Source organism: Brevibacillus fortis (assembly GCF_003013395.1).
In the GTDB taxonomy this organism is placed as follows: domain Bacteria; phylum Bacillota; class Bacilli; order Brevibacillales; family Brevibacillaceae; genus Brevibacillus; species Brevibacillus fortis.
Window position 1 is genome coordinate 49601 of the sequence record NZ_PXZM01000038.1, and the last position, 24273, is coordinate 73873.

The window sequence follows — 24273 nt, forward strand, 5'->3', positions numbered from 1 at the left end:
TCCTAATTGCTCTTCCATAGTTCTAGCAATTGTTTTTCTTCATCCTCCGAAATGAGTCGCAAGTTTTCTATGCTCTCGTCAGGGCACGCCGTCACTTGTTCAAGCCAATTCACAAAATGCCCGATCATTCGTTGTATGGTGGCATACTCAAACAAATCCGCATTGTATCCAAACGAAATCCATACAGAGTGCTCATTCATCACTTCGATTGAAATAGACAAGTCAAATTTGGCGACTTTGATTACAGTCGTCACAGGCTCAATTTTTCGATTCGGCCATTCCTTAACGTCTCTCAGATGAGTATTCATTGTAAAAATCGTTTGGAAGACAGGAGAGTAACTTGTATTTCGTTCTGGTTGAATGGCTTCTATTATTTTTTCAAACGGTACGTCCTGATTCTCTTGTCCGCGCAATGCTTTTTCCTTGACCTGGGCGACCAGTTCCCTGAAGCTCGGTCCCTCTTCTACATTCGCCCGGTAAACAAGCGTGTTTACAAAGAACCCGATCAATCCTTCCATTTCTTTGCGATTGCGGTTGGCAACCGGACTTCCGACCAAAATGTCTGTTTGTCCGGTATATCGGGAGAGGAAGCCTTGGTAAGCGGCCAGTAAGGTCATGAACAGGGTTGTTCCTTCTTGTTTGCTGAATGCTTTTAGACTCGCCAATAAGGCTGGCTCCACTTGTATATGCTGCATATTTCCTCGATAGCTTTGAATGACTGGTCGTGGATGATCAAATGGCAACTGCAACACAGGAAGGTCGCCCGCCAATTCATTTTCCCAATACATCAGTTGCTCGTTTACTGTCTCATCCGTTAACCAATCCCTTTGCCACACTGCATAATCCCCGTATTGAATAGCCAATGGTGGTAGATCGGCTGGCGTGCCGCTAACTGCTTCTTCGTAGAAAGCCATCCATTCGTCCAACAAAATATCCTCTGACCAGCCATCGAAAACAATGTGATGGACGGTGCACAATAGAACGTACTCCGAATCACCTTTTTTCATCAGCACAGCTTCAATCAGCGGTCCTTGCCTCAAGTCAAATACGCGCTCCGCATTCCGTTGAATATGATGAGCGACCTGCCTTTCCTCTTCTTCCACAGAGAGATCCCCGAGGTCAATAACAGGCAACGCTACCGGTTGATACGGCTTGACGAGCTGTACAGCAGTCTCATTTTGTTTTGCGAATACCGTGCGAAGCATTTCATGACGTTCAATCAATCGGTTGAAGCCTTTTTCCAGCCCGCTAACATCCCAAGCACCGCTCAAACTCCAGACATACGGAATGTTGTAGACGTTGCTTCCGGGCTCCAGTTGGTCAAAAAACCATAGCCTCTGCTGCCCAAAGGATAGCGGAATTGGTTTCGTCCTATCCACTAGCTGCAATGCGGGCAATTGAGTCGCTTTTCCGCCATGACGCCATTCGTTTATCCGCTTGGCCAGGCTCTCAATGGTCGGACATTCGAAAATATCTCGCAGAGGGAGCGGCTGACCGAACACTTCTCGTATGCGCGAGGCGACCTGCGTCGCTAATAGAGAATGGCCTCCCAAATCGAAGAACGAATCAAATACGCCAATTTGGTCGATCCGCAAAATATCGCTCCATATAAGTGCAAGTAATTCCTCTGTTGTGTTGCGAGGCGCTGAATAGTGATGGCTTACCGTATGGCTGTCAGGCAGTGGCAATGCTTTGCGATCCAATTTGCCACTTGATGTGAGCGGCATTTTCTCCACCTGTACAAAATAAGAAGGAATCATGTAAGGTGGCAGCTGCTTCTGGAGATGGTGCTTGTACTCTTCGACCGTTGTGGCACCACTGTAATAGGCGATTAATCGTTTATCTCCCGGCTCAAACTCATGGGCAATCACAGCGACTTCCCCTGCGCCTTGCTGCTTCCTCATAAGCGCTTCGATCTCACCCAATTCAATTCGATACCCGCGAATTTTCACTTGGTTGTCCATCCGGCCAATATACTCAATATTTCCGTCTGGCATCCACCGCGCATAATCCCCTGTCTTGTACATTTTTTCTTCTGATAAACGTCCATATGGATTCGGGATAAAACGCTCTGCTGTCAGCTCAGGCTTTCCTACATACCCTCGCGCAAGCCCTACGCCCCCGATCACTAACTCTCCCATTACCCCAACTGGCTGCAAGTGGCATTCTTTGTTGATGATATATGCCTGCGTATTATCAATCGGTTTCCCAATAGGTATGACCTTACTGTCCCCATGACAATCATAGTAGGTCACTTCAATCGTCGTTTCCGTCGGTCCATACAGATTGTGGAGAGTCGTTTGATTCCGCTGCTGAATCAATCGATGAAAACGTTGCACCTGTTCCGTAGTCAAAGCCTCCCCAGTCGTATACACGCGCTGTAAGGTTTTGATTTCATTCGCACAATCGTTGCTTTGCAAATGATCTAAAAAGATGCTGAGCATCGATGGAACAAAGTGAATATAGGTGATCTGGTGCTGGGCGACCGTTTTTACAATCAGCTCCGGGTCTTTTTCTGCATGAGGAGCGAGAAAACATAGCTTGCTGCCAGTGAAAAACCATAAAACTAATTCGGTTACCGAAACATCAAAGCAATAGGGAGTTTTTTGCATGAGCGTGTCGTGCTCGCCCATCGGATAGCGATGAACCATCCAGTTCATGCGATTGACTACAGAGCGATGTTCAATCATGACGCCCTTTGGTGCTCCCGTCGAGCCTGAGGTATAGATGACGTACGCCAAATTGGTCGATTGGGCCACTGGCTCAAGATTGTCGCATTCCACCTCTTGGTCAGACATATCCTCGCCAAATAATAGGACCGGACCATTGAAATCGATTGATGTCCTGAATTTCTCTTGCATGACGACTACTTTCGTATCGCTATCATGAAGAATATAGGACATTCTTTCTTTCGGTGCCATCGTGTCCATCGGCATATAAGCTCCACCAGCTTTTAAAATGCCAAGGATCCCAATCATCATGTCGGGAGAACGTTCAGTCATTAATCCGACTAATGTATCCGGTTTCACTCCAAGGTTTCGCAATTTTCTTGCCAGGGTATTGGCACGATGATTAATTTGCCGATAGGTCCACTGTTCGTTTTCAAATATGACCGCAATTTGCTCTGGTGTCCGGTCAACTTGCTCCTCAAAAATTTGATGAATCGTTTTCTGATCCGCAAACGCAACCGAAGTGTCATTCCACTTCTCGCGTATTTGATTCTGCTCAGAAACGGTCAACATTGGCATGGCATGCAGCGTTTGGTCACTGTGGGTAAGAACGCTTTTCAGCAATTCGATATAGTGCTCAATCATGCGGCGCATGGTAGATTCGTCATACAAATCTGTATTGTATTCCCAATCCAAGCTGATACTCCCGTATTCCTCCTTCGTTAAAAGAGAATCGGAGAGCTCAGAGTGGTTCGTCACGACCACGTTCATATCAAATTTTGCCGATCCGTTGCTAATGCCTTCGGTGAGTTGGATATCCAAATTGGGTACAGGTAAATGGGTGACTTTCGTGTCTTGAAAGCTAAACATGACCTGGAATACAGGGTTCCGGCTTTGATCGCGTTTCATTTTTAGGGCATCGACTACCTGATCGAATGGAATTTCTTGATTCTCGTAGGCTTCCAATGCTGACATTTTGACTGCTTGCAAAACATCCTGAAACGTCATCTTATCGGTAAACTGCGTCCGAATCACAATATTGTTAACAAACATCCCGATCAAATCCTCGGTGTCCCTCCAGCGACGATTCGCGATACCCGAGCCTACAATAATATCTTCCTGATTCGAATACCGATGCAGCAATGTCTGAAAGGCCGCCATCATGACCATGAATAAGGTCGTGTTTGTTTTCATGCAGTAATCACGCAATTGCAGATACAACTCTTCCGGTATTAAATGGGTGAACATGTTCCCGTTAAAGGTTTGATTCACCGGGCGTGGCCTATCGGTTGGCAGCTCCAGAATTCCGTCGGCTCTGCTCAACAAATTTTTCCAGTACGTTAACTGCTTGTTCTCCTTGCCTCGTTTAAACATTTCATTCTGCCATACGCAATAATCGGCGAATTGAATCGGCAAATCCGCGAGCGGAGATGGTTTATTCTCCAGATAAGCACTGTACAGCGTAAATAGTTCTTTCAGGAATTTGCGGAACGACCAGCCATCATGAATCAGATGATGTTCCACAAACAGGATGACCGATTCCCGATCAGAGATCTTGTAAACCAGCCATCTAGCCAATGGCAGCTGTGAGATATCGATCGGATTTTTGATCTCTTCTTGAATCAATCTCTGTACTTCACGTGCACGGTCACTCTCAGGTACATGTGAAACATCAATAACGGGCAATTTCACATCGAATGGTTCATAAATGACCTGATACGGCTGTCCATTTTTCTCAAGAAAAACGGTTCGAAATATTTCATGTCTACGTACAATCTCCGTAAAGCATCGATTCAAAATAGGGATATCTAGCATCCCTCGCACTTTCATGGTTGCCTGAAAGATATACGCCAAATTATTGGAGCTTAACTGTTCGAGGAACCACACTCTTTCTTGCGAATAAGAGAGCGGCAAATCTCTATCTCGTGATGCCCTGCTTATGGCAGGAAACGCATCCATCGAGTATGTATCCTCTGCGGCATTGATGACCGGCACGATGCTTCGGATCGTCGGATATTGAAACAGAGTAGACAGCGGGAGTTCTTTCTTGAAGGTCGCACGGATTCTTGCTACAACCTGCGTCCCTAACAGCGAATGTCCGCCTAATTCAAAGAAATTATCCTCTACGCCAATCTCATCATATCCAAACAAATCCTTCCAAATGTCCAAGAGCTGCCTTTCCGATTCCGTCTTTGCTTCTTTATATTCCGCTGAAATATGCGGTCGACTGTTTCCTACCTCTGGCAGTGACTTTATATCAATTTTTCCGCTGGGCATGCGCGGGAAAACATCCATTTTCACAAAATACGCTGGAACCATATACTCTGGAAGCTGCGCCTTCAAATAATCACGCCATTCCGTTATGCTTCCAGTCCCTATCACATACGCGATAAGTTTGTTATTTTCATAGGAATCCTTTTGGGCCACGATAATGGATTGTTCAATAGATGGATGAGTGCTTAAAATGGTTTCAATTTCCTCGAGCTCAATTCTGTATCCTCTCACCTTGACTTGGTTGTCATTGCGACCAAGATACTCCAGATTACCGTCAGCTGCATACCGAGCCAAATCTCCGGTTCGATACAATCGCGAATCTGATTCTGGACGATACGGATCGGAAATGAAGCGCTCTTCGGTCAATTCAGGACGGTTTAAATACCCTCTTGCTACACCTGCTCCACCAATATAGAGCTCGCCAGCCACACCGACAGGTTGGATTTGTAAATGCTCATTGAACACGTACAATAGTGTCTGACAGTTTGGTTTTCCAATCGGGATCGAAGAGCGATGGTCATCAGGAGTACATTTGTAGCTGGCAACCTCGACGGTAGCTTCCGTTGGCCCATAGGTGTTATAGAGGGTTGTCCCATGAGGAATGGTCAATCGTTGCGTAAATTTCTGGACAACTTGAGGTGGAAGCACTTCCCCACCAGCAGTGACGTATTTCAGAGAGGCTAGTGCAGAGGAAGAACCATCATTTTCGATATAATCCAAGACTACTTTTAACATGGATGGCACAAACTCAAGATGTGTAATGCTATATCTCTCTACTGCTTTTACAAGCAGAGCGGGGTCTTTCTCATCGCCGTTAGGGAGGATGTACAAGCTGGCACCTTTCAACATCCACCAAAAGAGTTCCCAGACAGACGCATCAAATGAAATAGACGTTTTCTGCAAGATTCTATCTGTATTCGCCAGCTCACTACGCCTTTCCAGCGTTTGAAGAAAATTCATGATGGAGCGGTGTTCGATCATGACCCCTTTCGGATTGCCAGTCGAGCCCGAGGTATAGATCACATAGGCCAGATCGTTACCATTCACTTGGTAATCAGGCTTATTCATGCTTTCATTCGAAATGATTTCGGAATCATCAGATAAATTAATTGTTTTTACTCCGTCAGGTATTTTGTCAACGGATGCTTCATTCACGATGACGATTGGCAACTCTGCATCTTCTATCAGATAGCGCAGTCTTTGAACAGGATAAGCAGGGTCCATCGGGACGTAAGCGCCCCCCGCTTTCAACACACCCAATATGCTCACGATCATTTCAATAGAGCGCTCCAAGCAAATACCAACAAGCGTCTCCCTCGTAACGCCTATCTTTCTAAGATGATGGGCCAATTGATTCGAGCGTATATCCAATTCCCTGTAGGTGACTTCCTCTTGCCGATAAACGAGTGCAATGGCCTCTGGATGATGATTGGCTTGGTAGTCAAAGGCAGTCAAAATGGTTTCAGGAAGCTCATTCGATTCGTCATTCCTGCACCACACGTCTAGCAATTCGCTTTCCTGACTTTTGGTGATCAATCGCAACTGGTTGACAGGTGTTTCCCTATTCGTTACAACCTGTTCGATCCAGTTACAAAAGTTCTCCAGCATTCTTCGGATGGTTTCTTGTGTAAACAACCTGGCATTGTAGGTGAAGGATATGCGTAAGACGTCTCCCTCTTCTACATCAACACGCAAATCTACATGTGACCCGTCATACTCGATAGAAAGCTTGTCCATCGTGTCTACATTTCCGGTTTTTTTAACTCTCAATAAGGTATGAAAGAATGGCTTGGTTCCTGAATCGCTTGCGAATTTCTGTTCCTTCCCGACTTTATCCTTGACCTCGGTTACTAACTGTTTAACATTCATAGTGCCATCAACCAAGACTCGATTTATCCAAAATACAGTATCTGTCATCAAACCAATCCGAATATCATTTTGCCCCGTATACCTGTAAAGATAACTGTGGTAAGCAGCTAAAAGCACCGGAAACAAATCGGTCTTTTCTTGTATGCCCATCTGCATAGCTTGCCGACTCACCGTATCAGAAAGATCAATCGATTGAGTCTCTCCCACATATCCAGTATGATGATGCCTGGAGATATCGAGCGGTAGCTGTAGCAACGGAACTTCTCCTGCTAAATCTGACGGCCAATGGTTCATTTGATCTTCCATGGACATGTTTATCCTCCCTTTTCGCGCTTGGTAATGATGAGAATCTCCGAAACGAGCGAAGTTCCTCACCTGTTCTGATTAATCAACACGACACCTCCCCTCCTCTCAGCAATGTCTGCAAAGGAATTCATGAGTGGCTTCATCGCACAGCATATGAAATAATCAGCACAGCGTCTGATGATCGGACTTTGTCGGTCTGACACGCTAGAGTAGAGTGTATTTGGAAGAATAACAAGCTCGATCATTTGGTGGATCGTGATGGGAGTAAATTTAGGAGTAGATAACAAGGCTTCGCAATCGACACTTCTAGCCCACGACTGTAATCTCGCCGAGGGGCATCTCTGCTTTTCAGTTGAAATAAAATGTGGGAGCGGAACGAGTAGTCGTGCTTTATACACTAGTGATTGGTTTGCTATGATGAAAGGTGGAGTGTAGAGTGAGGACGTTGTTGTATGTAATCAATGAATCGTGGTTACTAAACTAGTTACTGATTCTACGAAGGAGAGAAACTTGTTGACATGCAAAGTAGTTGGTTGGTAAGGAGTGGCGGAAAATAACCCATAACAAGTATGTAATGTAATCTTTTGCCATTTAAGGATATTATATCATGTCTGGGTTTTATGTCAAACCTGATGCTATTGTCCTATCTTCGATTAATCGAAAACTAGGACTGGAAAATTTTTACACATAAAAAATATAAGACATCTTTTCTGCCTTGTGCTAGGTTCGCTTCGTAGCTTACCTAACGCCAAGGATGGAAAAAATGTCTCTTTTACCGTCTCTCATTTCCTATCAAACATTCTAGGAAAAGTTATACACACCTACACCCAATGATACTACCATTAAAATACCAAAGTAACACTTCGTAAACATGTGCCAAACAAAACAAAAAGAACCCCAAAAATGAGGTTCCAATTGATCGGGCGTTATTTAAGGGTTAGCTCTTTCTCCCATGTCTTTTCTTTGCCTTGCTCATTTTGAAAAACCAAGATCAATTTCCCCTTTTCCCCCTTCAGCTCATCCTTGTAAAAGAAACCAGTGAACTGTCCATTGCCACTGATGTAAAAGCCATTCCCACCAGGGATACCTTCTGTGTCGTTTTTGATCGCTTGCTCTATCGTGCTTACGATGTCAGTTTTCTCAGACTTCCACTGCATGCTAGTTAACGAATAGCCGGCAGGTACCTGTTCGATAAAGAAATCGAAGCTATTCCCCTCGATGGGTTTCGGTTCCTGATCGACCACGACGAGAATTTCTTTTTCCTGCTGTTCTGCGGCCATGTCTTGTGCAACGTTCTCCGGTTGTTTCTCCTTGTTTTCTTTGTTTTCCTGAGGAACTTGCGGCGGCACTTGACCAGTCGATTCTGTAGGAACCGGTGTGCCACAAGCACTAGTAACGAGTGATAGGACCAATACAGCCAGTAAGCTTTTCATTTTATTCTTTTTCAGATTCATTGTCATTTCCACCTTTGTTTTTATTTTCAACTAATGTGAAGGAAAAAGCGACTCCATTCACGGTATTTTCCGCACCATAATCACTGCCATGCAGATCGAGGATATGTTTACAGATCGCCAATCCGAGACCCGTGCCGCCAGATTTCCGCCAGCGAGAGCTATCTACTCGATAAAATTGCTCCCATATCCGCGTTAGTTGATCGTCTGGGATGTGCGCTCCTTCATTTTCGATTCGAAACCGGATGCACTCCTGCTCGCGGACCCCCGTAATCCGAATCTCACTTGATGAATTGGCGTGCCGGACTGCATTGCCGAGCAAATTCACGATCACTTGCTCGATACGTCTTGGATCTGCCCATACGTTGATCTCTTCAGGTAAGGCGAGCCATAGTCGTACCTGCTTGTTTGCCAGCTGTAGTTGAAAGGAAGCGGCTACACGATCTATTATTTCCGATACGGGAAACGATTGTCTACGAAGCAAAATGGCTTTGGCTTCGAATTTGGACAACTCCAGCATATCCATAATGAGCTCGTTCATCTTGTCGACTTCGCTTAAAATGACGTCCATGTATCGCTCCCGCTTTTCATGTGCGACATCATCTTTTAACCCTTCCGCAAAGCCCTTCACAATGCCAAGCGGGGTCTTGAGCTCATGAGAGATGTTTGCAATCAATTCTTTGCGGAGCTGCTCCATTTTTTCCTTATGCTCTAGATCCTCGCGAAGAGTGACGTTGGCACTCGTCAGGTCTTTTAATGTCTGATCCAGCTTGCCAGCTAACGTATTCAGATGGCGAGAGAGCTCACCGAATTCATCCTGAGAATGAATCGAAGCAAGTTCTGTGAAGTCCAGATTAGCCATGCGTGAAGCGGAATGACTCAGCGTAACTAATGGTTTCGTGATGATCTTCGAAAATACAAAGGACAGCAGCAGTAAGATGACGAGGATGACTGGCGTCGCGTATAGGGAATAGCTAGTCAGCATACTTACCGCATCACTCACTGGTTGCAACGTCGTCACCGCCAGCATGTAATTCGCCCCGCCCTGATAGGAGAACCGATGAATCACGATGGCATAGTTTACACCACTCCACGGATCAGTCCACTTCCGCTGGATGAATGATCCGCTTTTCATCTGTGTAATCTCGTCGTATTGCTGCGTCAGCCACGGTTCGATTTGATCCGCTACGAGAGAATCCTGATAAAAAGGGTTATGTGCCCGCTGCTGACTAGGCAGCATGAGTTCAGAAATAACAGCCGTAACCCGGGTTAGTCCATTTTCGGACACATTTGGGGATGGACTTTGCCTTGCAATCCGTATCGGCTTCATGATCGTGTCGTTCTCATCCATAAAGATTCCGTCGATGGTAATCATGTCTCCAACATGGAGTCCTTCAGGAAGATCGGTGCTTTTCATTTCTTTTAGCGGTAAGGTAATCACTTGATTTTTATTTGCTACTTTTACTTCTAGAAAATAGGGATCGAGATTCAATTGCCTGAGCTGCTCATCTACGACCGCGATGCTGGCATCTGTGCGATTCATCAATGTACCCACCAGCTTATCCAGCTTGTGCTTGTCGGGAGGGAGTTTGGCATACTCATCTGGGAAAGATGCCATTGCTTGCGAGAGCTCGCTTACTTTCGCATTTAAATAAAAGCGCTCAAAGAAAAACTTTTCCCCTATCAATATCAAAGCGTAGAGCAAAAAGACAAAAACAAAAGTGGCGGCAAATAATTTTGTCACAACGTTTAGTCGAAGGCGTTTCATCGTTTTGCCTCAAATTTATATCCAAAACGGATCATCGTCTGAATCAGATGCTGCTCTGTATCCAGCTTGGCACGCAGTTTTTTCACGTGGGTATCAACGGTGCGATGGTCGCCAAAGTAGTCCATCCCCCAAACCCCATTCAGTATGCTATCTCGGGACAAGACCGTCCCTTCATGCTTGATGAAGAACAGAAGCAGCTCATACTCTTTTGGTGTCAATGAAATCGGGACGCCTGCAATCGTAACGGTGTGAGCTCGTTTGTTTACCGTCAATGCTCCAAACTGAGCGATATCATCTCCCCTCCCGATGCTCCCCTCTGCCCTTTTCATCAGAGCTTTGGCACGGGCCACTAATACTTTTGGGCTAAACGGTTTGGTGACATATTCGTCCGCTCCAAGCTCGAAACCCATCAACTGGTCATCGTCGTCTACTCTTGCTGTAATGATCATGATGGGAATGTCGGATTGTTGGCGGATTTTTCTGCACACCGACCAGCCATCCATCTCGGGCATCATAATATCGAGCACAACTAAATCGACAGGGTGCAGAGCGAAAAGCTCCATCGCCATTTTACCGTGCTGCGCTTCGTACACTTCCCAAGCTTCTTTTTTAAAATAATCCGATACAAATTCACGTATGAGCTCGTCGTCCTCTACGAGTAACACTTTCCGTCTCATTTCCGCACTCCTTACTTGTGGTTGTGCATTTATTGCATAGATTACCAGTTTATCGTGAAACTTACGAATCCATATCTCGCCGTCACCATTCCTATGACCGCCAACCTTGTTTTTACAAGATGAGTATAGATGGCTGATGTGACCGTTGTGTGTACATGATATGGATTTGCAAAGAAAACAAACACCCGAAAATGGCTGAGGTCACTGAAAAAGTGGACTTTTTCAATGACCTCCGTAAAGGCGAGGTGATTCTAATTGTCGATCTCACTTTCTCTTAATCTGACGATGGCTTGTGTCCAATTTTTTACCTGGAGCTTGGACCCAATTGGTCGCAGAATAAGCGCCGGCACTCCTCCTCGTTGAACCGAAGAGTGTCTGAGCCCAGTTGCTTCAACTGTTTCCGAACGCGTAGACGGTGTAGGACGAAGGGAGGTTCCTCCCGTGTAATCAGGATGACATGCATGTATAAGGAAGCATGCTGGATCAGTGTCTGCAATCCTTCATGAATGGAAGGCTCCTTTATGAGATGATAATCGTCCAATACCAGATAAAAATCACTTTCAAACCCTGCAATTTCTTCGAGTAGCACAGACATCAACTGTTCAGCAGAAGCCGTGTACTGTGGGTGAAGCACCGAGGAGGATTCCTTACCTAAGCCTTTCTCTGCCATATCAATTGCCCTAGCAAAATATCGCCAAAAGCGCACGGGATCATTATCTGATTTATCCAGGGAGATCCAACCGGTTGGTTTGCCGGAGCTTTGCGTCCATTGACTGACTGCTGTCGTTTTACCGAAGCCGGCTGGCGCACATACGAGAATCAATCTTGCAGCACCAGCATCATCGATTTCTTTCAATATCTGATGCCGAAGCAACAAGTCTGAACCATACTTTGGAACATGAAGCTTGGTTGCGATAAGTGGACTGTACGTTACTAAATCCATACGCATCTCCTGCCTAGAAGTAAAGCCTTGCTATCGATGACCTGAAGCACAGTGAGGTTGGCTAACGAGGAAAAAGCGCTCATATAAAGATTAGGAAATATTGCTCAGATTAAAGATACAGCCAAGTGATCCCTAGTGGATATTTTTTATGAACGTGTTATCCAAACAGAAAAAACCCGACCGTTGCAAATGTCGGGGCTTCTATCGTCTACAATTGACAATACAATTTTCAAAGTGGTTAAATGTAATATGTTTACATTTTTCAGGAGGTGCACAAAATTGGAGCAACAACCGTCATCACCATCAGTACCCACAGAGTTTTCTCCCCTTGCCCAGCAAGAGCCCCCAAAAAACATCGGGGATTTATCGAAATCGTACGACAGGGCGACGATTTTTTTCACGAGATGGGGAGCTCATGTTCTTGATCATATTCTCCTCGCTTGTTTTCTAATCGGATTGCTCTCACTTGGGATTTCCATTGATAAAGACGCAAACAGCCTCTACTTCTTCATCCTAGCCGCCATTATCCTATGTTCTTATTATGTACTGTTAGAAGGACTTACCGGATATACGATCGGAAAGTTTACTTTCCGCATCATTGCTGTCAATGCAGAAGGACGGCCACCGGGGTTATGGAAATCATTCATTCGCTCCATCATTCGACTATTCGAAGCGAATGTATTTCTGCTAGGCGGGTTGCCGGCCGGCATCACTGTGTTGGCCTCCGTCAAAAGACAGCGGTTAGGCGATCTAGCAGCGAATACATACGTCGTGAAAGTGAAGGATCTGAACAACGTCAGCAAAAAGCAAACGACCGTACTCGCTGTTGTCTTCTCCATCACAGCCGTTTTATCCATTATTGGCATGATTTTTGGGATTATCGATATCGCATCAAGAACACCTACCGAAGAAATCTTCTATAGTAAGGATAAAAAGATTCAAATAACAGCCCCTTCCGATTGGGACAAGGATTCATCCCTTCATGATGAAGCTGATATAGAAATCTCCAATCGTTTCAGCGACAAGTATGTATTGGTACTATCAGAATCGAAACAGGATCTAGATAGTTCATTCACGCTGCAAGATTATACGCAAGTGATTGAAGCAAACATTCAAGATGCAGTAGAAAATGTATCCATTGATAAACAGATTCGTACTGTAGTCGACAACCAGGTGGCTACCCAATTCAATGCCAAAGGCGAAATAGACGGCATTAAGCTCGCTTATATCGTGACATTGGTCGAAACGCCTACACATTTTCATCAAATCATGGCTTGGACAAAAGAAAAAAGGTTTGAGTCCCTCAAGCAAGAGCTGCAGAAGGTCAGTGCAAGTTTTCGCGAGGTAAAATAGCGACTGAACACAGAAGCCACCTTCCTCAGGTGGCTTTTCTCCTTAGAAAAAGTAGGGACTCTACTCCTAGTGGTAGACAGGACCATATAACGATTGAAAAAAGTGGTTTATATGTATAATTGAAGGGTAGTCCTCCTTTACATATAATGTTAAAGTAATACAGGAAACCAAATTTTTCTAGGATTTTCATTCCGATAAGTTTTCATTTTCAGGTCAGAATTCCACTAGGTTTTCTGCCTCCACGACTACGGGTAGCGCTCTTAATTCTAAAGAGTTACTATATAATATTTCTTGAGGGGTGCATGTACATGTTTATGGGGAAAGGAACAGTCCGCGAGCTCGGAAATCAAATCGACAAGGTTCTTGCAGATATTAAAGATATCCAGGCAGAAATCGACCGCGACTCTGATAAAATTGACAACGAATTGAATTCTTGCTCTCGTGAGCTGATCAATGCACAAACAACGCTGGGTGAAATTCAGCCACTGATCGAAAGCCTCGTTGCTCAGGTTGGTCAAAATGCTCCTGATCACATCAAAGTGCTTGTTGGTACCATTGCAGATGGTATTACAGGTAAAGTGAAAAATACGTTGAACAACCTGGCAGAGGTTCAAAAGAACGTGAAAGACGTTGACAAGCTGACCGACGCCATTGATGGACATACGGATAAAATTGCACAAAAAGTAAAAGAAATCGATAGCATCACTGACAAAGTTCAAAAGTAGGTGATCGAATGTCGTACATAAACAATTCAAACGGTTGGGGTAATCAGCATACGAATCACGTGGCAAACAAGGTTGACCATATCGCTGACAAAATTTCCTTTGCAGTGGATATGGTAGCCAATGCAGCAATTAACCTGGACGGTGCTCAACAAGAGTTGCTTACACTGGCAAATGCACCCTACCCACCACAATCTACCCAATTAATTTCGTTAGCGAATCGGATTGCAGCGAATAAGCGCCAAATTGACGATGGACTGGCCAAGATCAAAGAAATGGCCCGCACCATCGATCAAGAAACAAATCAGATCCAGACTCCTCATCAAAGAGGCTGGTAAATGAAAAGAGGAGCTCTTCTTAGGGCTCCTCTTCGCATTTCACCGTCTTCTTTTCTCTCACGCTACTTCTCTATCGGCTCTTTATCACTGACCTTTTTTTTGTCTATTTGATTCCCCCACGGAGGTTCTGCTCTCATCAAGTGCCGTACAAAATAATCCCACTTTCTGCGAATAAAGTACGGTTCCAAAGAAAAACCGTGATGTCGATTGGGCAAAAGCAGCATGTCGAAATCTTTATCCGCTTTAATCAGCGCATCCGCCATCCGAATCGTTTGGGAAGGATGCACATTTTCATCCATATCTCCGCTCACCAGTAAGAGCTTTCCTATCAGATTGGGTGCCAGACGTGCATTGTCTTGATCCTTGTACAGGTCCGGATCATACAGACCTTGATAGCGTTCCGCCCATGCTGCTATATACAGCCGTTGATCATGATTACCACTCGTGGAAACCGCAGCCTTGTAAAACTCAGGAAACGAGAGCATGGCCCTTGTCGAAGCGTAGCCTCCCCCTGACGAGCCCCAAATGCCTACCCGATCAACATCCACATACGGGTAGCGCTCAGCCAATTGCCTTACCGCTGTCACATGGTCAAGCAAACCTCCTGCTTCCTCCAATTTTCCGTTTGAGATGTCATGGAACCATTTGGAACGATAAGGTGTTCCCATTCCATCTAGGATTACTACGATAAAACCCAACTGCGCCAGTGATTGTCCACCACCCAGCGGGTCATGACTTCGGCCGGGATCGAGCGCGAAAGCTTTAGGCGTATTGATGATCTGTGGTCCCCCGTAAATGTAATCCACAACCGGATACTTGCGTGAAGGATCAAACGGGAATGGACGCAGCATCACTCCATAAAGATCGGTCACACCGTCCCGTGCTTTGACAGTAATCCTTTCTGGAATTTGGTACCCCATCTCGAGCAGCATTTCCACATCAGCCTGCTCCAATTCGCGAATCAGACTGCCATCTACCGAGCGGAGAACAGTAACAGGCGGCAAATCAACTCGTGAAAACGTATCCACAAAATACTTCATAGTAGGAGAAAACATAACATCATGCTCTGCATCTTCTGGCGTCAGCAACGACAGACCGGTTCCATCCAGGCGAACGCGATACAGGTGTTGATAATAAGGATCGCGCCCTTCCTCACGCCCCCCTCCGGTGATATACACCCATCCCTGCTGCTCGTCCACTGCCATCAGCCTACGTACCGTCCAGGAACCCGATGTGATCGGATTGCGAATCTCCCCCGTTTTGCCATCGCAATGGTAGAGATGGCTCCACCCATCGCGCTCTGAATGCCATATAAACGAACCATCGTCCAATAACCGAATATTGGGATTAGCTGCTCCGAGATTATGCAGGTCTTGGTTCAAAAACGTATCGCTTTGTTCCCGCAGTAGCGTGCAAACCTCACCGGAGCAAGGATCAGCTACGGAAAATTCGACAGAGCGGGCATCACGGGACATCCGGGTGATATATACCTGTTTACTGTCGGATGACCATCCGGCCATTTGCATCCCCGGCGTGAGTGGTGAAACTGGACACGCTAGTAAAGGCTCGCTTTCAATCCGAACTGTGGTTCGCCTTTCCATATCACAGATGACCAGCTCTGCCATCGGTACGTGTGGATCACCAACCAGTGGATAACGGTATGAGTGCAGTACCGGTCTGACTTCTTCCCCTTTCGGAACCGATTGGATCAGATGTAAATTGCGCACCTTTCTTTGGTCTAGCCGATGGGTCAGCAGCATCTTGGAATCAGGTGACCAAATGGCCACTGGAGGGAGTTTCATGTTTGCCAATCGCTCCGCCACGGTCGAGAGTCGACATTCAGGTTGGGTTCCGTAATCATAGTATACCTTGCCGTCGCGGGTCAGCCTGAAACGCTTTCCAGTTTCGAGTGACCGAACATACAAGTTGTGATCGTATACAAACGCCACCCACTTTCCATCTGGAGACGGCAGTTCATCGGCCGACGGCTTAAAAACATTATCTATCGGCTTGCAGCTGTATCTCTCTAAATCACAATTCCAAACAGTACCTCCCACCTCAAACTGGATTGCCGATTTATTCTCGGTAACCATTAGTTCCCCAAGTGGCAATGTTTCTGCGTCATAACTTTCGCCTGAACATTCTGACAACAATACAGCTATTCGTGCGTGATCGAATGCGGGCTGACTCGTATTCTGTTCAGCATCCACGATAACATATTGCCTACCAGTACCCTTTTCCAGACGGATTTCACGGATGTACCAAAACCTGTTTTCACTGATCCAACGCGGCCTGACAAAAGCATTGAATACTGCGTCGTAATAATTGGCGGGATGCAAGCGTTTTGCCCTCTCATACTGTTCTTGCGTTACAACATTTTCCATTGGAATCCCCCTCTTTCAAAGTGAGATACAAGAATCATGTGCTTCACATTTGTGAGCGAAAGATTTTTCCTTAATTATCCATTTGTAACATGCATATGTAAAACCCAAGATAATATATCTCCGAATTTATTTTTTAGTACCTGAGAAGAAAATCTTTCTTTTACGAAGAAAGAGGCGATCTCTCGCCTCCTCGCTCTTAACACGGCTCACTCACTTCTGCTATCACTGTTTGGTTTCTACCCGATCTCTTCGCCTTGTACATGGCCTCGTCAGCTACATACATCAGATCTTCAGCCGAAACAGCATGGGAAGGATAGTGCGCTATGCCCTGTGAAACGGTTAGCGGATGCCCGATTGGATTTGAGCTTGTTTCTAAGGCATGGCGAATTCGTTCTGCCACCTGATAGGCCTCCTCCAAGCCAGCATGGGAAACAAGGACAACAAATTCCTCACCGCCAAAGCGACTGCTCACATCTTCGGGCCGAAGTGATGAAGAAATCATTTTCGCAAAATGTTTCAACACCTCATCTCCAGACTGATGACCATACGTGTCATTAATACTTTTAAATCGATCAAGGTCCATCATGATAAGAGAAAAAGGGATTTGCTCGATTATCCATTTTTGCATGGTTTCCTCGAGCGTTCTTCGGTTTGTTAGCCCTGTCAACGGATCTGTTCGCGCATCATGAGCCAACTGATCTGTCTGTTTTTTGATATCGTTTAATGTAAAGCGAATGGCTCGAGTTAACAGCTCAGCCTCTCGATTCCAATGCTGTTTACCTTCCGAGAATTCAATTTCTTCTCTCCCAGCTTTGCTCACAAGGTCGGCCAGAGATACGAAAGGTCTTGCTACTTTGCGCGCAAGCCCAATCACAACTAGCATTAATAATAGAAAAGGAGGCAGTGTATACAACAAAACGCGTTGAATATCACGATTTACTTGTTCATAAACAACACTGATATGCGACACGACAACGACACCCCAGTCGTTCTCTGGAACCTTCACGTAGGCGGCCAATTCCGTCTGTCCCCTCAAGTTGACGATCTGTTCATAGCCACTTTGCCCTTGAATGAGCTTGTGCACGGCTGGATTGGCACTGATATCCTCTCCGATCCGACTTGCATCACGATGGAACAACAAATGACCATCTGATCCTACGATGTAGAAAGATGAACCTAGCTCGTCCGTTGGGTTGCTCCCAAGGATCGTATTTAAAATGTTCTCTTCATGAAGAGAAATCGTTCCTCCGATAAAACCACGGTAGATTCCGCCCTTATCGAAAATAGGCTCGCTAATAAGCACAACGAGACGTTTCGAATTTGCAGTCATATATGGTACAGAAATATAGGGCTTTTTTAATGCCAAGACCGTTTTCGCCGCTTCCGTTCTCAAATATATTCCTGCTGTACCAATTGATTCGGGAGACACACTTTGAACGAGTCCGGTTTCATCCACCACAGTAATCGAATTAAAATAGTTGTTTGTACGACGTATCAATTCAAGCTTTGCATGTATTTCATCTGCATTCATCGTGTGCATATCGGAAAAGATGCTCGCCGAATGCTGTAAGCTGCTCCGCATGGATTTTATCAAAGCGTCTATGGTGTGACTCATTTTGAGTGCACTTGTGTGATTTAAGGTCAACGTCGTGTGAATCAGTGCCTCTTTTTTGGATTGATAGAAAGAGATCAGGAGAATGGTAACAGTCAGAACAACGGATAAAGAGACTAGTCCTGTTAAAAGTGTCACCAGACTAATCTTTTTTGAGTGCTTTGCATTTTTTTGTAAGACAGGCATCGGATGCCCCCTTATATTTTGCATGTAGCTATTATGCAATAAATAAAAAATAGTCTAACACTTGTTAATATTCGTTTCAAGTATATAAGAAAGTTCAAGCAGCCGACTTTTAGCTTGGAGACATAAAAAAGCCACCTTTGTCAGGTGGTAGTTTCGTATATGTATTTGGGGATTCCCCCTATACTAACCGTAGTACATCATTATCTAGGAGACCCGAAAGCTTTGTCTTCTCATCCACATCGTTGCAACCCACTTTTCCCCATTAATCACTTGTGTCCCTGCATGCAAAGTGCACTCGTTCAATTCATGATTTCTGTAAAAATATTCAAAGTAGACAGCCATGCCTTTGGTAGGAAAAACAGATAAATGAAGCAAAGGAAACACCGTTTCTCCGCCTTCCTCCACATCATTCAAATACATCACGAGCGTACTAATTCGATTGTTCGTACTTGCTCGACTCGTTTCTGCAAAGAAATCATAATGAGGTTTATATTCTTGACCAGGGGTATATTGTAGAACTTGTAAGCCATCACCATGCTCAATCGGAATATTCATGATTTGAGAGATTCGCTTCTCGATTCTTGTAATCGTCTCCGTCTGCTCGCAGAACACCCCGCTGCTCGTTCTAATAGTATTGACCGCACGATCTTCGCCTATTTTTGAGCGTTGCAATCGTTCTCTGGAATGCTCGATTAACTCATCGCATTCTTCATCGCTAAGCACATTTCCTAATACAACAACCAGCGGTTCCTCATACTTAGCAAGAATTCGAATCTCTCGATCTTCTGTCTTGATCCTATTTCCCCTATGATCAAAAATCGTCCGTTCTTTCTCTGTCGTGTGCCCTATCATCGTTATGCACCCCATATATATGACATCCATCACGAAAAATAGAATACCATAAAATGGTTATTTACATGTAAACAACTTCAGAAAAATACGAATATTTTTACGGTGTACTTTTACAGTTTTTACATCTTACAAGACCAAAAACCCGTCTCCAAATGTTAAGAGACGGGTTTTGCTGTAACTCCCTGTTTTCCTGATTCATGCTTCCCGTTGTTTTTGAACGTGGTACACATTCTTCCGGAATACACTGATCATGTATCCGCATACCGCCCCTATAAGAGAGGGTAGCAGCCAGCCCAAACCTACCTCATACAGTGGAAGGTACTGAGTAAAATAATGATGGGCAACACTGTTGTCTACTCCGGCAGCCTTTAAGCCATCAAACAGACTAATCAGAAAAGTGAACAGTAAACTTCCTTGATACACTTCTGGCCTGCCCTTGAATGTTTTGTGCAGAAACGTCAAGAAGAGTAACGAGATCGCAATCGGGTACATGGTCATTAAGATCGGAACCGAGACCTTAATGAGTTGCGTTAAACCAACATTGGCAACGAGTGTACTGAAAACAGACAAAACAACCGCAAATTTTTTATAAGAGATCTTCGGAAACAATGCATGAAAAAAAGATGAGCAAGCTGTAATAAGCCCTACACTTGTAGTCAAACATGCCACTGTAATCATTAATCCCAATAAAATGCCACCATAAGAACCAAAGTAGTAATTCGAAACTTTTGCCAAAACTTCAGCACCATTTTCTAAGTGGCCCAACTTTTCCACACTAGAGGCACCCATAAACGAAAGGGCGGTATAGAAAAGTGCGAGGAGTAAACCGGCTATCATTGTTGCTTTTGCGCACGTAGCCAAAACTTGTTTTTTGGCAGTAACCCCTTTTTCTTTAATCGCATTCACGATGATCATTCCAAAAACAAAAGCGACAAGAGCATCTAATGTTAAATACCCTTCTTGAAAACCCTTGAAAAATACATGGGATGTGTAATCTGCTTGCGGGGCTTGAAGGGCTCCAATTGGAAAAATAATAGCAGTTACTGCAATGATTCCGATAAACGTTAATTTAATTGGAGTTAAGATTTTTCCGACTACATGGATAATTTTCATAGGATTGAGCGATAAGAAGCAGGCAATTGCGAAAAACAGGATGGTGAATAGAATCAGCGGTGCCGAACCTGCCTGTTCTGATAAGAAAGGCTTTACCCCAATATCAAACGATACATTGCCGGATCTAGGTATCGCAAAAAACGGACCGATTGCTAGATATAGAACGATCGTGAATACCATTCCGAATACGGGATGCACGCGACTGGCTAAGGAGCGCAAGTCATCTTCTCCCGAATAAACAAAGGCTGTGATCGCCAGCAAAGGTAACCCAACCCCTGTAACTAAAAAACCTGCATTGGCTATCCATACATTTGTTCCTGCTAATTGGCCAAGCATTGGCGGAAAAATTAAATTACCCGCTCCAAAAAACAAAGCAAATAACATGAATCCTATTGTAACTACAAAAGAAACTGGCGCTTTCTGTGACACAACAATCCTCCTAATTGTGCTATATCTCTCATTCATAAATGTTCATTCAGATGGTTACTTACCTAACTCTCATTTATTCATTCTGATACTATACTCTAAATAAACATTCTTTTCAAACACACATAACTCAAAGTACCGCTCCGCTCGAAAGAGAAAGACACTCCAATCGCTATGAGCGCAGTTACTCCAAGTTGCCAGAAATCAAGCTTATATCCCTGATACAGTATACTACCAGCACCCCCAATGTCGCAGCAGGAAGTACCTTCCTTAGATACCTCACGCAATTATTTATATATTTCAGAAAATATTTATTTTTCTTAACTTGAAATGAATTGTCAATTTTCCTTATAATTACAACTAAGCCTTTTGTTGATAGAAAACTCATATAATTCCACCCCTATGGAAAGGAGGTGTAAACTCATGAAAAAAGTCGTAAAAGTAGCAGTAAACAAGAACAAACAAGTGCAAGAAATGAAAGCGTTGAAATGGCGTGTAGTTGTTGATCTGTGCTTGTAAGAGAGTCAAAAAAGCATGCATGATCACCGTATATAAAAATTTTGGAAAGGACGGGATTTCTCATGAAACAGGTAGTGAAAGTACAACTTTCTAACAATCAAAACGTTCAAGAAATGAAATTGCTTCCCCTTCCAATTATGACGCCTGCGTGTCATAAGTAATTGATTGTTCAAGAGCACCTCGTGTGCTCTTGAATTTTTTATGAAAAAGTCTCGCTTTCTAGGCAGTAAGCAAACATGACGGGATGGTGCAGTTTATGAATCAAGCGCATTTGTTGGAAAGATATCATCAGTTGAGAGAGCTTGCCGAGGATCAAGACGCATGGCTAGAATCAGAGATCGGTTCCGATCTTTGGGTGGATGGAATTAACGTATTTTTAACGGTATCACCAGAGGATTTTATTGAGGGACTTGAGAGATTCGAGGGTACCTACGGTTTTCGGAACCATGGAATTGTAAGCGATATACGTCAATTTCAACATTATTGTAGAGAAGCAGCAGCGGATGGTGAATTTCCTTTATATCAGGCTCTAGCAGTTGGGATGACCTGGTTAAGCTTACAGTCTCAAATAAACGGCGGCTATTTCAACTTGCCTGTTCAAATTACCAATCATTCCATCGCTTTGTTGTTAAGTCCAACCTATTTAGCAGTTTGGGCACATAGTTACAATGAAGGGATTGGATTATACTTAGATTTATACTCGACGTTACCAACATTATTCCGACCAGAACATGGACGGATCTATCAAAATGCAGGATCGTATTTGGAAGGAAGTCACATCAAGTTTCCTTTTCAAAATTACTTCCACGAAATTGCTCATATCCTATTCTTCCATGACGTCTATCAACGTGTACTGGGGAACGTAGACGAATGTAGAAGCTACTGGACACATATCGAAGCATGCATTTATGGACTTGAGGAGCAGGTTCTCGCTGAAATGATGGAAGTGCAACCAGATTTGCATGCCATCGATGATGGATTCGGAAGTAATAAAGGATTCGAGGAGTTTATCTCTTATCGATTTGGTATTCTTGGTGCTCCCGAGGATAGGTCGATATCAAAAGATACAGTTCGCACATATATCAAAAGAAACATGCAATTAGGCGAAGCTAATGAAAGCATCCCTGAGAATGGGGTAAAAGCAAGGATTCTTGCTAGTCATAAGCTAGATGAGGAACAATTACAAGAACTCGATACTTACTGCAAGTCATTTGCTACTGCATTGCAAGTACATAGCTTGTGGGGAATCAAAAGCTATCAACGAAATTCGATTCCTGCGTATCGTGAAGTGGTAGAGTTACTCTCTCCTGATGCATACTGCCTGCAAAAACTCGAAGAATCTCTGCGACCAGATTCATGGGGTACATTAGAGGAATTGTTATCGAAAAATCCATTTGTTGAGATATGCGCTCAAACAAGAGAAAAGAATATTCAGGTCTGGAACTTGCGTGATACCATGTCTCGGTTGGCAGAAATGCGCGGATATTTGGCAAACGCTAATGAACCTGGTTATGGTGAGACCAATCAAGAGCTATATGGGATAGCAAAGCGTTTAGCTAGCGTCATTCACGAGGAGAAACAAAAAGAGGGCCTGGAAGAGCAGTATGAAATCCAGTACGCCGACATGAAACGAGAAATTAGCGAATCATTAAACCGATTGCCTAACGTGGAAGTACGCGATCATTTACACAATCTTCTCTCCAAGCCCTATTACTTTGTGTTAGAGCCAAATTAATAGCTGATGATGCGTCAAAGACCGGCGATATTCACTATGTTGGTCTTTGTTTTTTTATGCAATAACGGGATATCCTTCTTTACTCCCTCCCTACATCAGCCTGTCTCTTCTGCAACTCATTGTTAGGCTGTTGAATCATTTGTTTCCCCCTCCCCTAGTTTTTATCCTTTTTTTAGAAATCGTTTAGGGTTTGTTTTGAACTTGCGTTTAGGATGGGGGTAAGACAAATTTTTCAGATGGGAGAGGTTTTTGCATGCTTGAGAAACTTCCTAAAATTTGGTGGGGGTTATTTCTTGTATCTCTCGTGGTTATCCTTCCATTTATGGCTCCCTATTTAACATTAGATCCTGCAAACAGTCGAATAACGATTATTTCCGGTTCTCTTCAATATCCTTTATTAGTCGCTCATATCGTTTCTGCTTTCATTGCTCTTCTCACTGGTTTTTTCCAGTTTGTCGACCGAATTCGCCTAAAGAAACCAAGAATACATCGTTTTCTTGGGAGGCTTTATGTGTTTAGTGTGTTTATCAGCGGACTGCTCTCTTTTGGGGGTATCTTTTATGCAGAAAATTTCATGAAGGCAACCAGCTTCCTTGTCTTATCTTTAGCTTGGCTGTTCACTTGCTGGAAAGGGTATCGTACCGCCATCAACAGGCAATATGAGGAACACCGAAAGTGGATGATTCGCAGTTTTGGAATGACATTAGTTGCCATAAGCGCGCGTTTATTGGTGCCAGCATTACTCCTTCTGTACTTTATTTTTCACGGTTTTTCTCTTCCGCATGGTATGGGAACCGTAATTGGAGAGGTATTGCATGTAAACATTTGGGCTGGGCTTATTCTTAATTTTGTTATTGTTGAGTGGGTTATATTGAAGAAATAGGCTTGCTTCGTCACGCTACATGAGCGATGGGATGGTAGCACAAAGAAGGACTGTCTCGATCGTTGAATCGGGACAGTCCTTCTTGTAAAAGAAAAACGCATATCTAGATATGTTTTACCGGCACACAAATATCGACGACGTACCTGTGCCCTACAAGGTTTGCTCTAATATCCCTGGTACCTACTTTTCTTTA

At 44.2% G+C, this 24273-nt stretch carries 14 protein-coding genes; 5 read left to right on the top strand and 9 right to left on the bottom strand.

Annotation, left to right across the window (positions count from 1 at the left end; translation table 11 throughout):
* Positions 1-2: 2 nt before the first annotated feature.
* The 5 genes from C7R93_RS22525 to C7R93_RS22545 all read right to left on the bottom strand — a co-directional run bounded on the left by C7R93_RS22525 (position 3) and on the right by C7R93_RS22545 (position 11957).
* Positions 3-7124 carry an amino acid adenylation domain-containing protein gene (locus C7R93_RS22525; protein ID WP_106840919.1) on the bottom strand — a complete coding sequence of 2374 codons (7122 nt, stop codon included), beginning with the start codon at positions 7122-7124 and terminating at the stop codon, positions 3-5.
* Positions 7125-8044: 920 nt separating this feature from the next.
* Positions 8045-8572, bottom strand: a complete 528-nt coding sequence (locus C7R93_RS22530; RefSeq protein ID WP_106840920.1) for a hypothetical protein — start codon at positions 8570-8572, stop codon at positions 8045-8047.
* Positions 8553-10337 carry a sensor histidine kinase gene (locus tag C7R93_RS22535; RefSeq protein ID WP_106840921.1) on the bottom strand — a complete coding sequence of 595 codons (1785 nt, stop codon included), beginning with the start codon at positions 10335-10337 and terminating at the stop codon, positions 8553-8555. The genes C7R93_RS22530 and C7R93_RS22535 overlap by 20 nt, the downstream gene beginning before the upstream one ends.
* Positions 10334-11014 carry a response regulator transcription factor gene (locus tag C7R93_RS22540; RefSeq protein ID WP_106840922.1) on the bottom strand — a complete coding sequence of 227 codons (681 nt, stop codon included), beginning with the start codon at positions 11012-11014 and terminating at the stop codon, positions 10334-10336. Before C7R93_RS22540 ends, C7R93_RS22535 begins: the two co-directional genes overlap by 4 nt.
* A gap of 304 nt (positions 11015-11318) precedes the next feature.
* A complete protein-coding gene (locus C7R93_RS22545) occupies positions 11319-11957 on the bottom strand; it encodes a MalT transcriptional regulator family protein (protein ID WP_244191637.1) in 639 nt (212 codons plus the stop codon).
* Positions 11958-12236: 279 nt separating this feature from the next.
* On the opposite strand from C7R93_RS22545, the gene C7R93_RS22550 reads away from it, so the two are divergent.
* From C7R93_RS22550 to C7R93_RS22560, 3 genes are all read left to right on the top strand, one after another.
* Complete coding sequence (locus C7R93_RS22550) at positions 12237-13310, top strand: RDD family protein (protein WP_106840923.1); 1074 nt, start codon at positions 12237-12239, stop codon at positions 13308-13310.
* Between the two features lie 308 nt (positions 13311-13618).
* Positions 13619-14035, top strand: a complete 417-nt coding sequence (locus C7R93_RS22555) for a hypothetical protein (protein ID WP_232030237.1) — start codon at positions 13619-13621, stop codon at positions 14033-14035.
* Between the two features lie 8 nt (positions 14036-14043).
* Positions 14044-14370, top strand: a complete 327-nt coding sequence (locus C7R93_RS22560) for a hypothetical protein (protein ID WP_106840924.1) — start codon at positions 14044-14046, stop codon at positions 14368-14370.
* Between the two features lie 62 nt (positions 14371-14432).
* Here C7R93_RS22560 and C7R93_RS22565 read toward each other — a convergent pair whose 3' ends face one another.
* The 4 genes from C7R93_RS22565 to brnQ form a co-directional block, all read right to left on the bottom strand.
* Positions 14433-16754 carry a S9 family peptidase gene (locus C7R93_RS22565; protein WP_106840925.1) on the bottom strand — a complete coding sequence of 774 codons (2322 nt, stop codon included), beginning with the start codon at positions 16752-16754 and terminating at the stop codon, positions 14433-14435.
* Positions 16755-16950: 196 nt separating this feature from the next.
* On the bottom strand, positions 16951-18552 hold the full coding sequence (locus C7R93_RS22570; RefSeq protein ID WP_106840926.1) for a sensor domain-containing diguanylate cyclase: 1602 nt from the start codon (positions 18550-18552) through the stop codon (positions 16951-16953).
* 204 nt (positions 18553-18756) lie between these two features.
* On the bottom strand, positions 18757-19404 hold the full coding sequence (locus C7R93_RS22575) for a 2OG-Fe(II) oxygenase (protein WP_106840927.1): 648 nt from the start codon (positions 19402-19404) through the stop codon (positions 18757-18759).
* Between the two features lie 195 nt (positions 19405-19599).
* Positions 19600-20946 carry a branched-chain amino acid transport system II carrier protein gene (gene brnQ / locus C7R93_RS22580; RefSeq protein WP_106840928.1) on the bottom strand — a complete coding sequence of 449 codons (1347 nt, stop codon included), beginning with the start codon at positions 20944-20946 and terminating at the stop codon, positions 19600-19602.
* A 772-nt stretch (positions 20947-21718) separates the two neighbouring features.
* Between brnQ and C7R93_RS22590 the strand changes: the two genes are divergently transcribed.
* Entirely contained in the window at positions 21719-23197 is a 1479-nt protein-coding gene (locus C7R93_RS22590; RefSeq protein ID WP_106840930.1) for a hypothetical protein, read from the top strand.
* A 253-nt stretch (positions 23198-23450) separates the two neighbouring features.
* Entirely contained in the window at positions 23451-24080 is a 630-nt protein-coding gene (locus tag C7R93_RS22595; protein ID WP_106840931.1) for a DUF2306 domain-containing protein, read from the top strand.
* Positions 24081-24273: the final 193 nt, after the last annotated feature.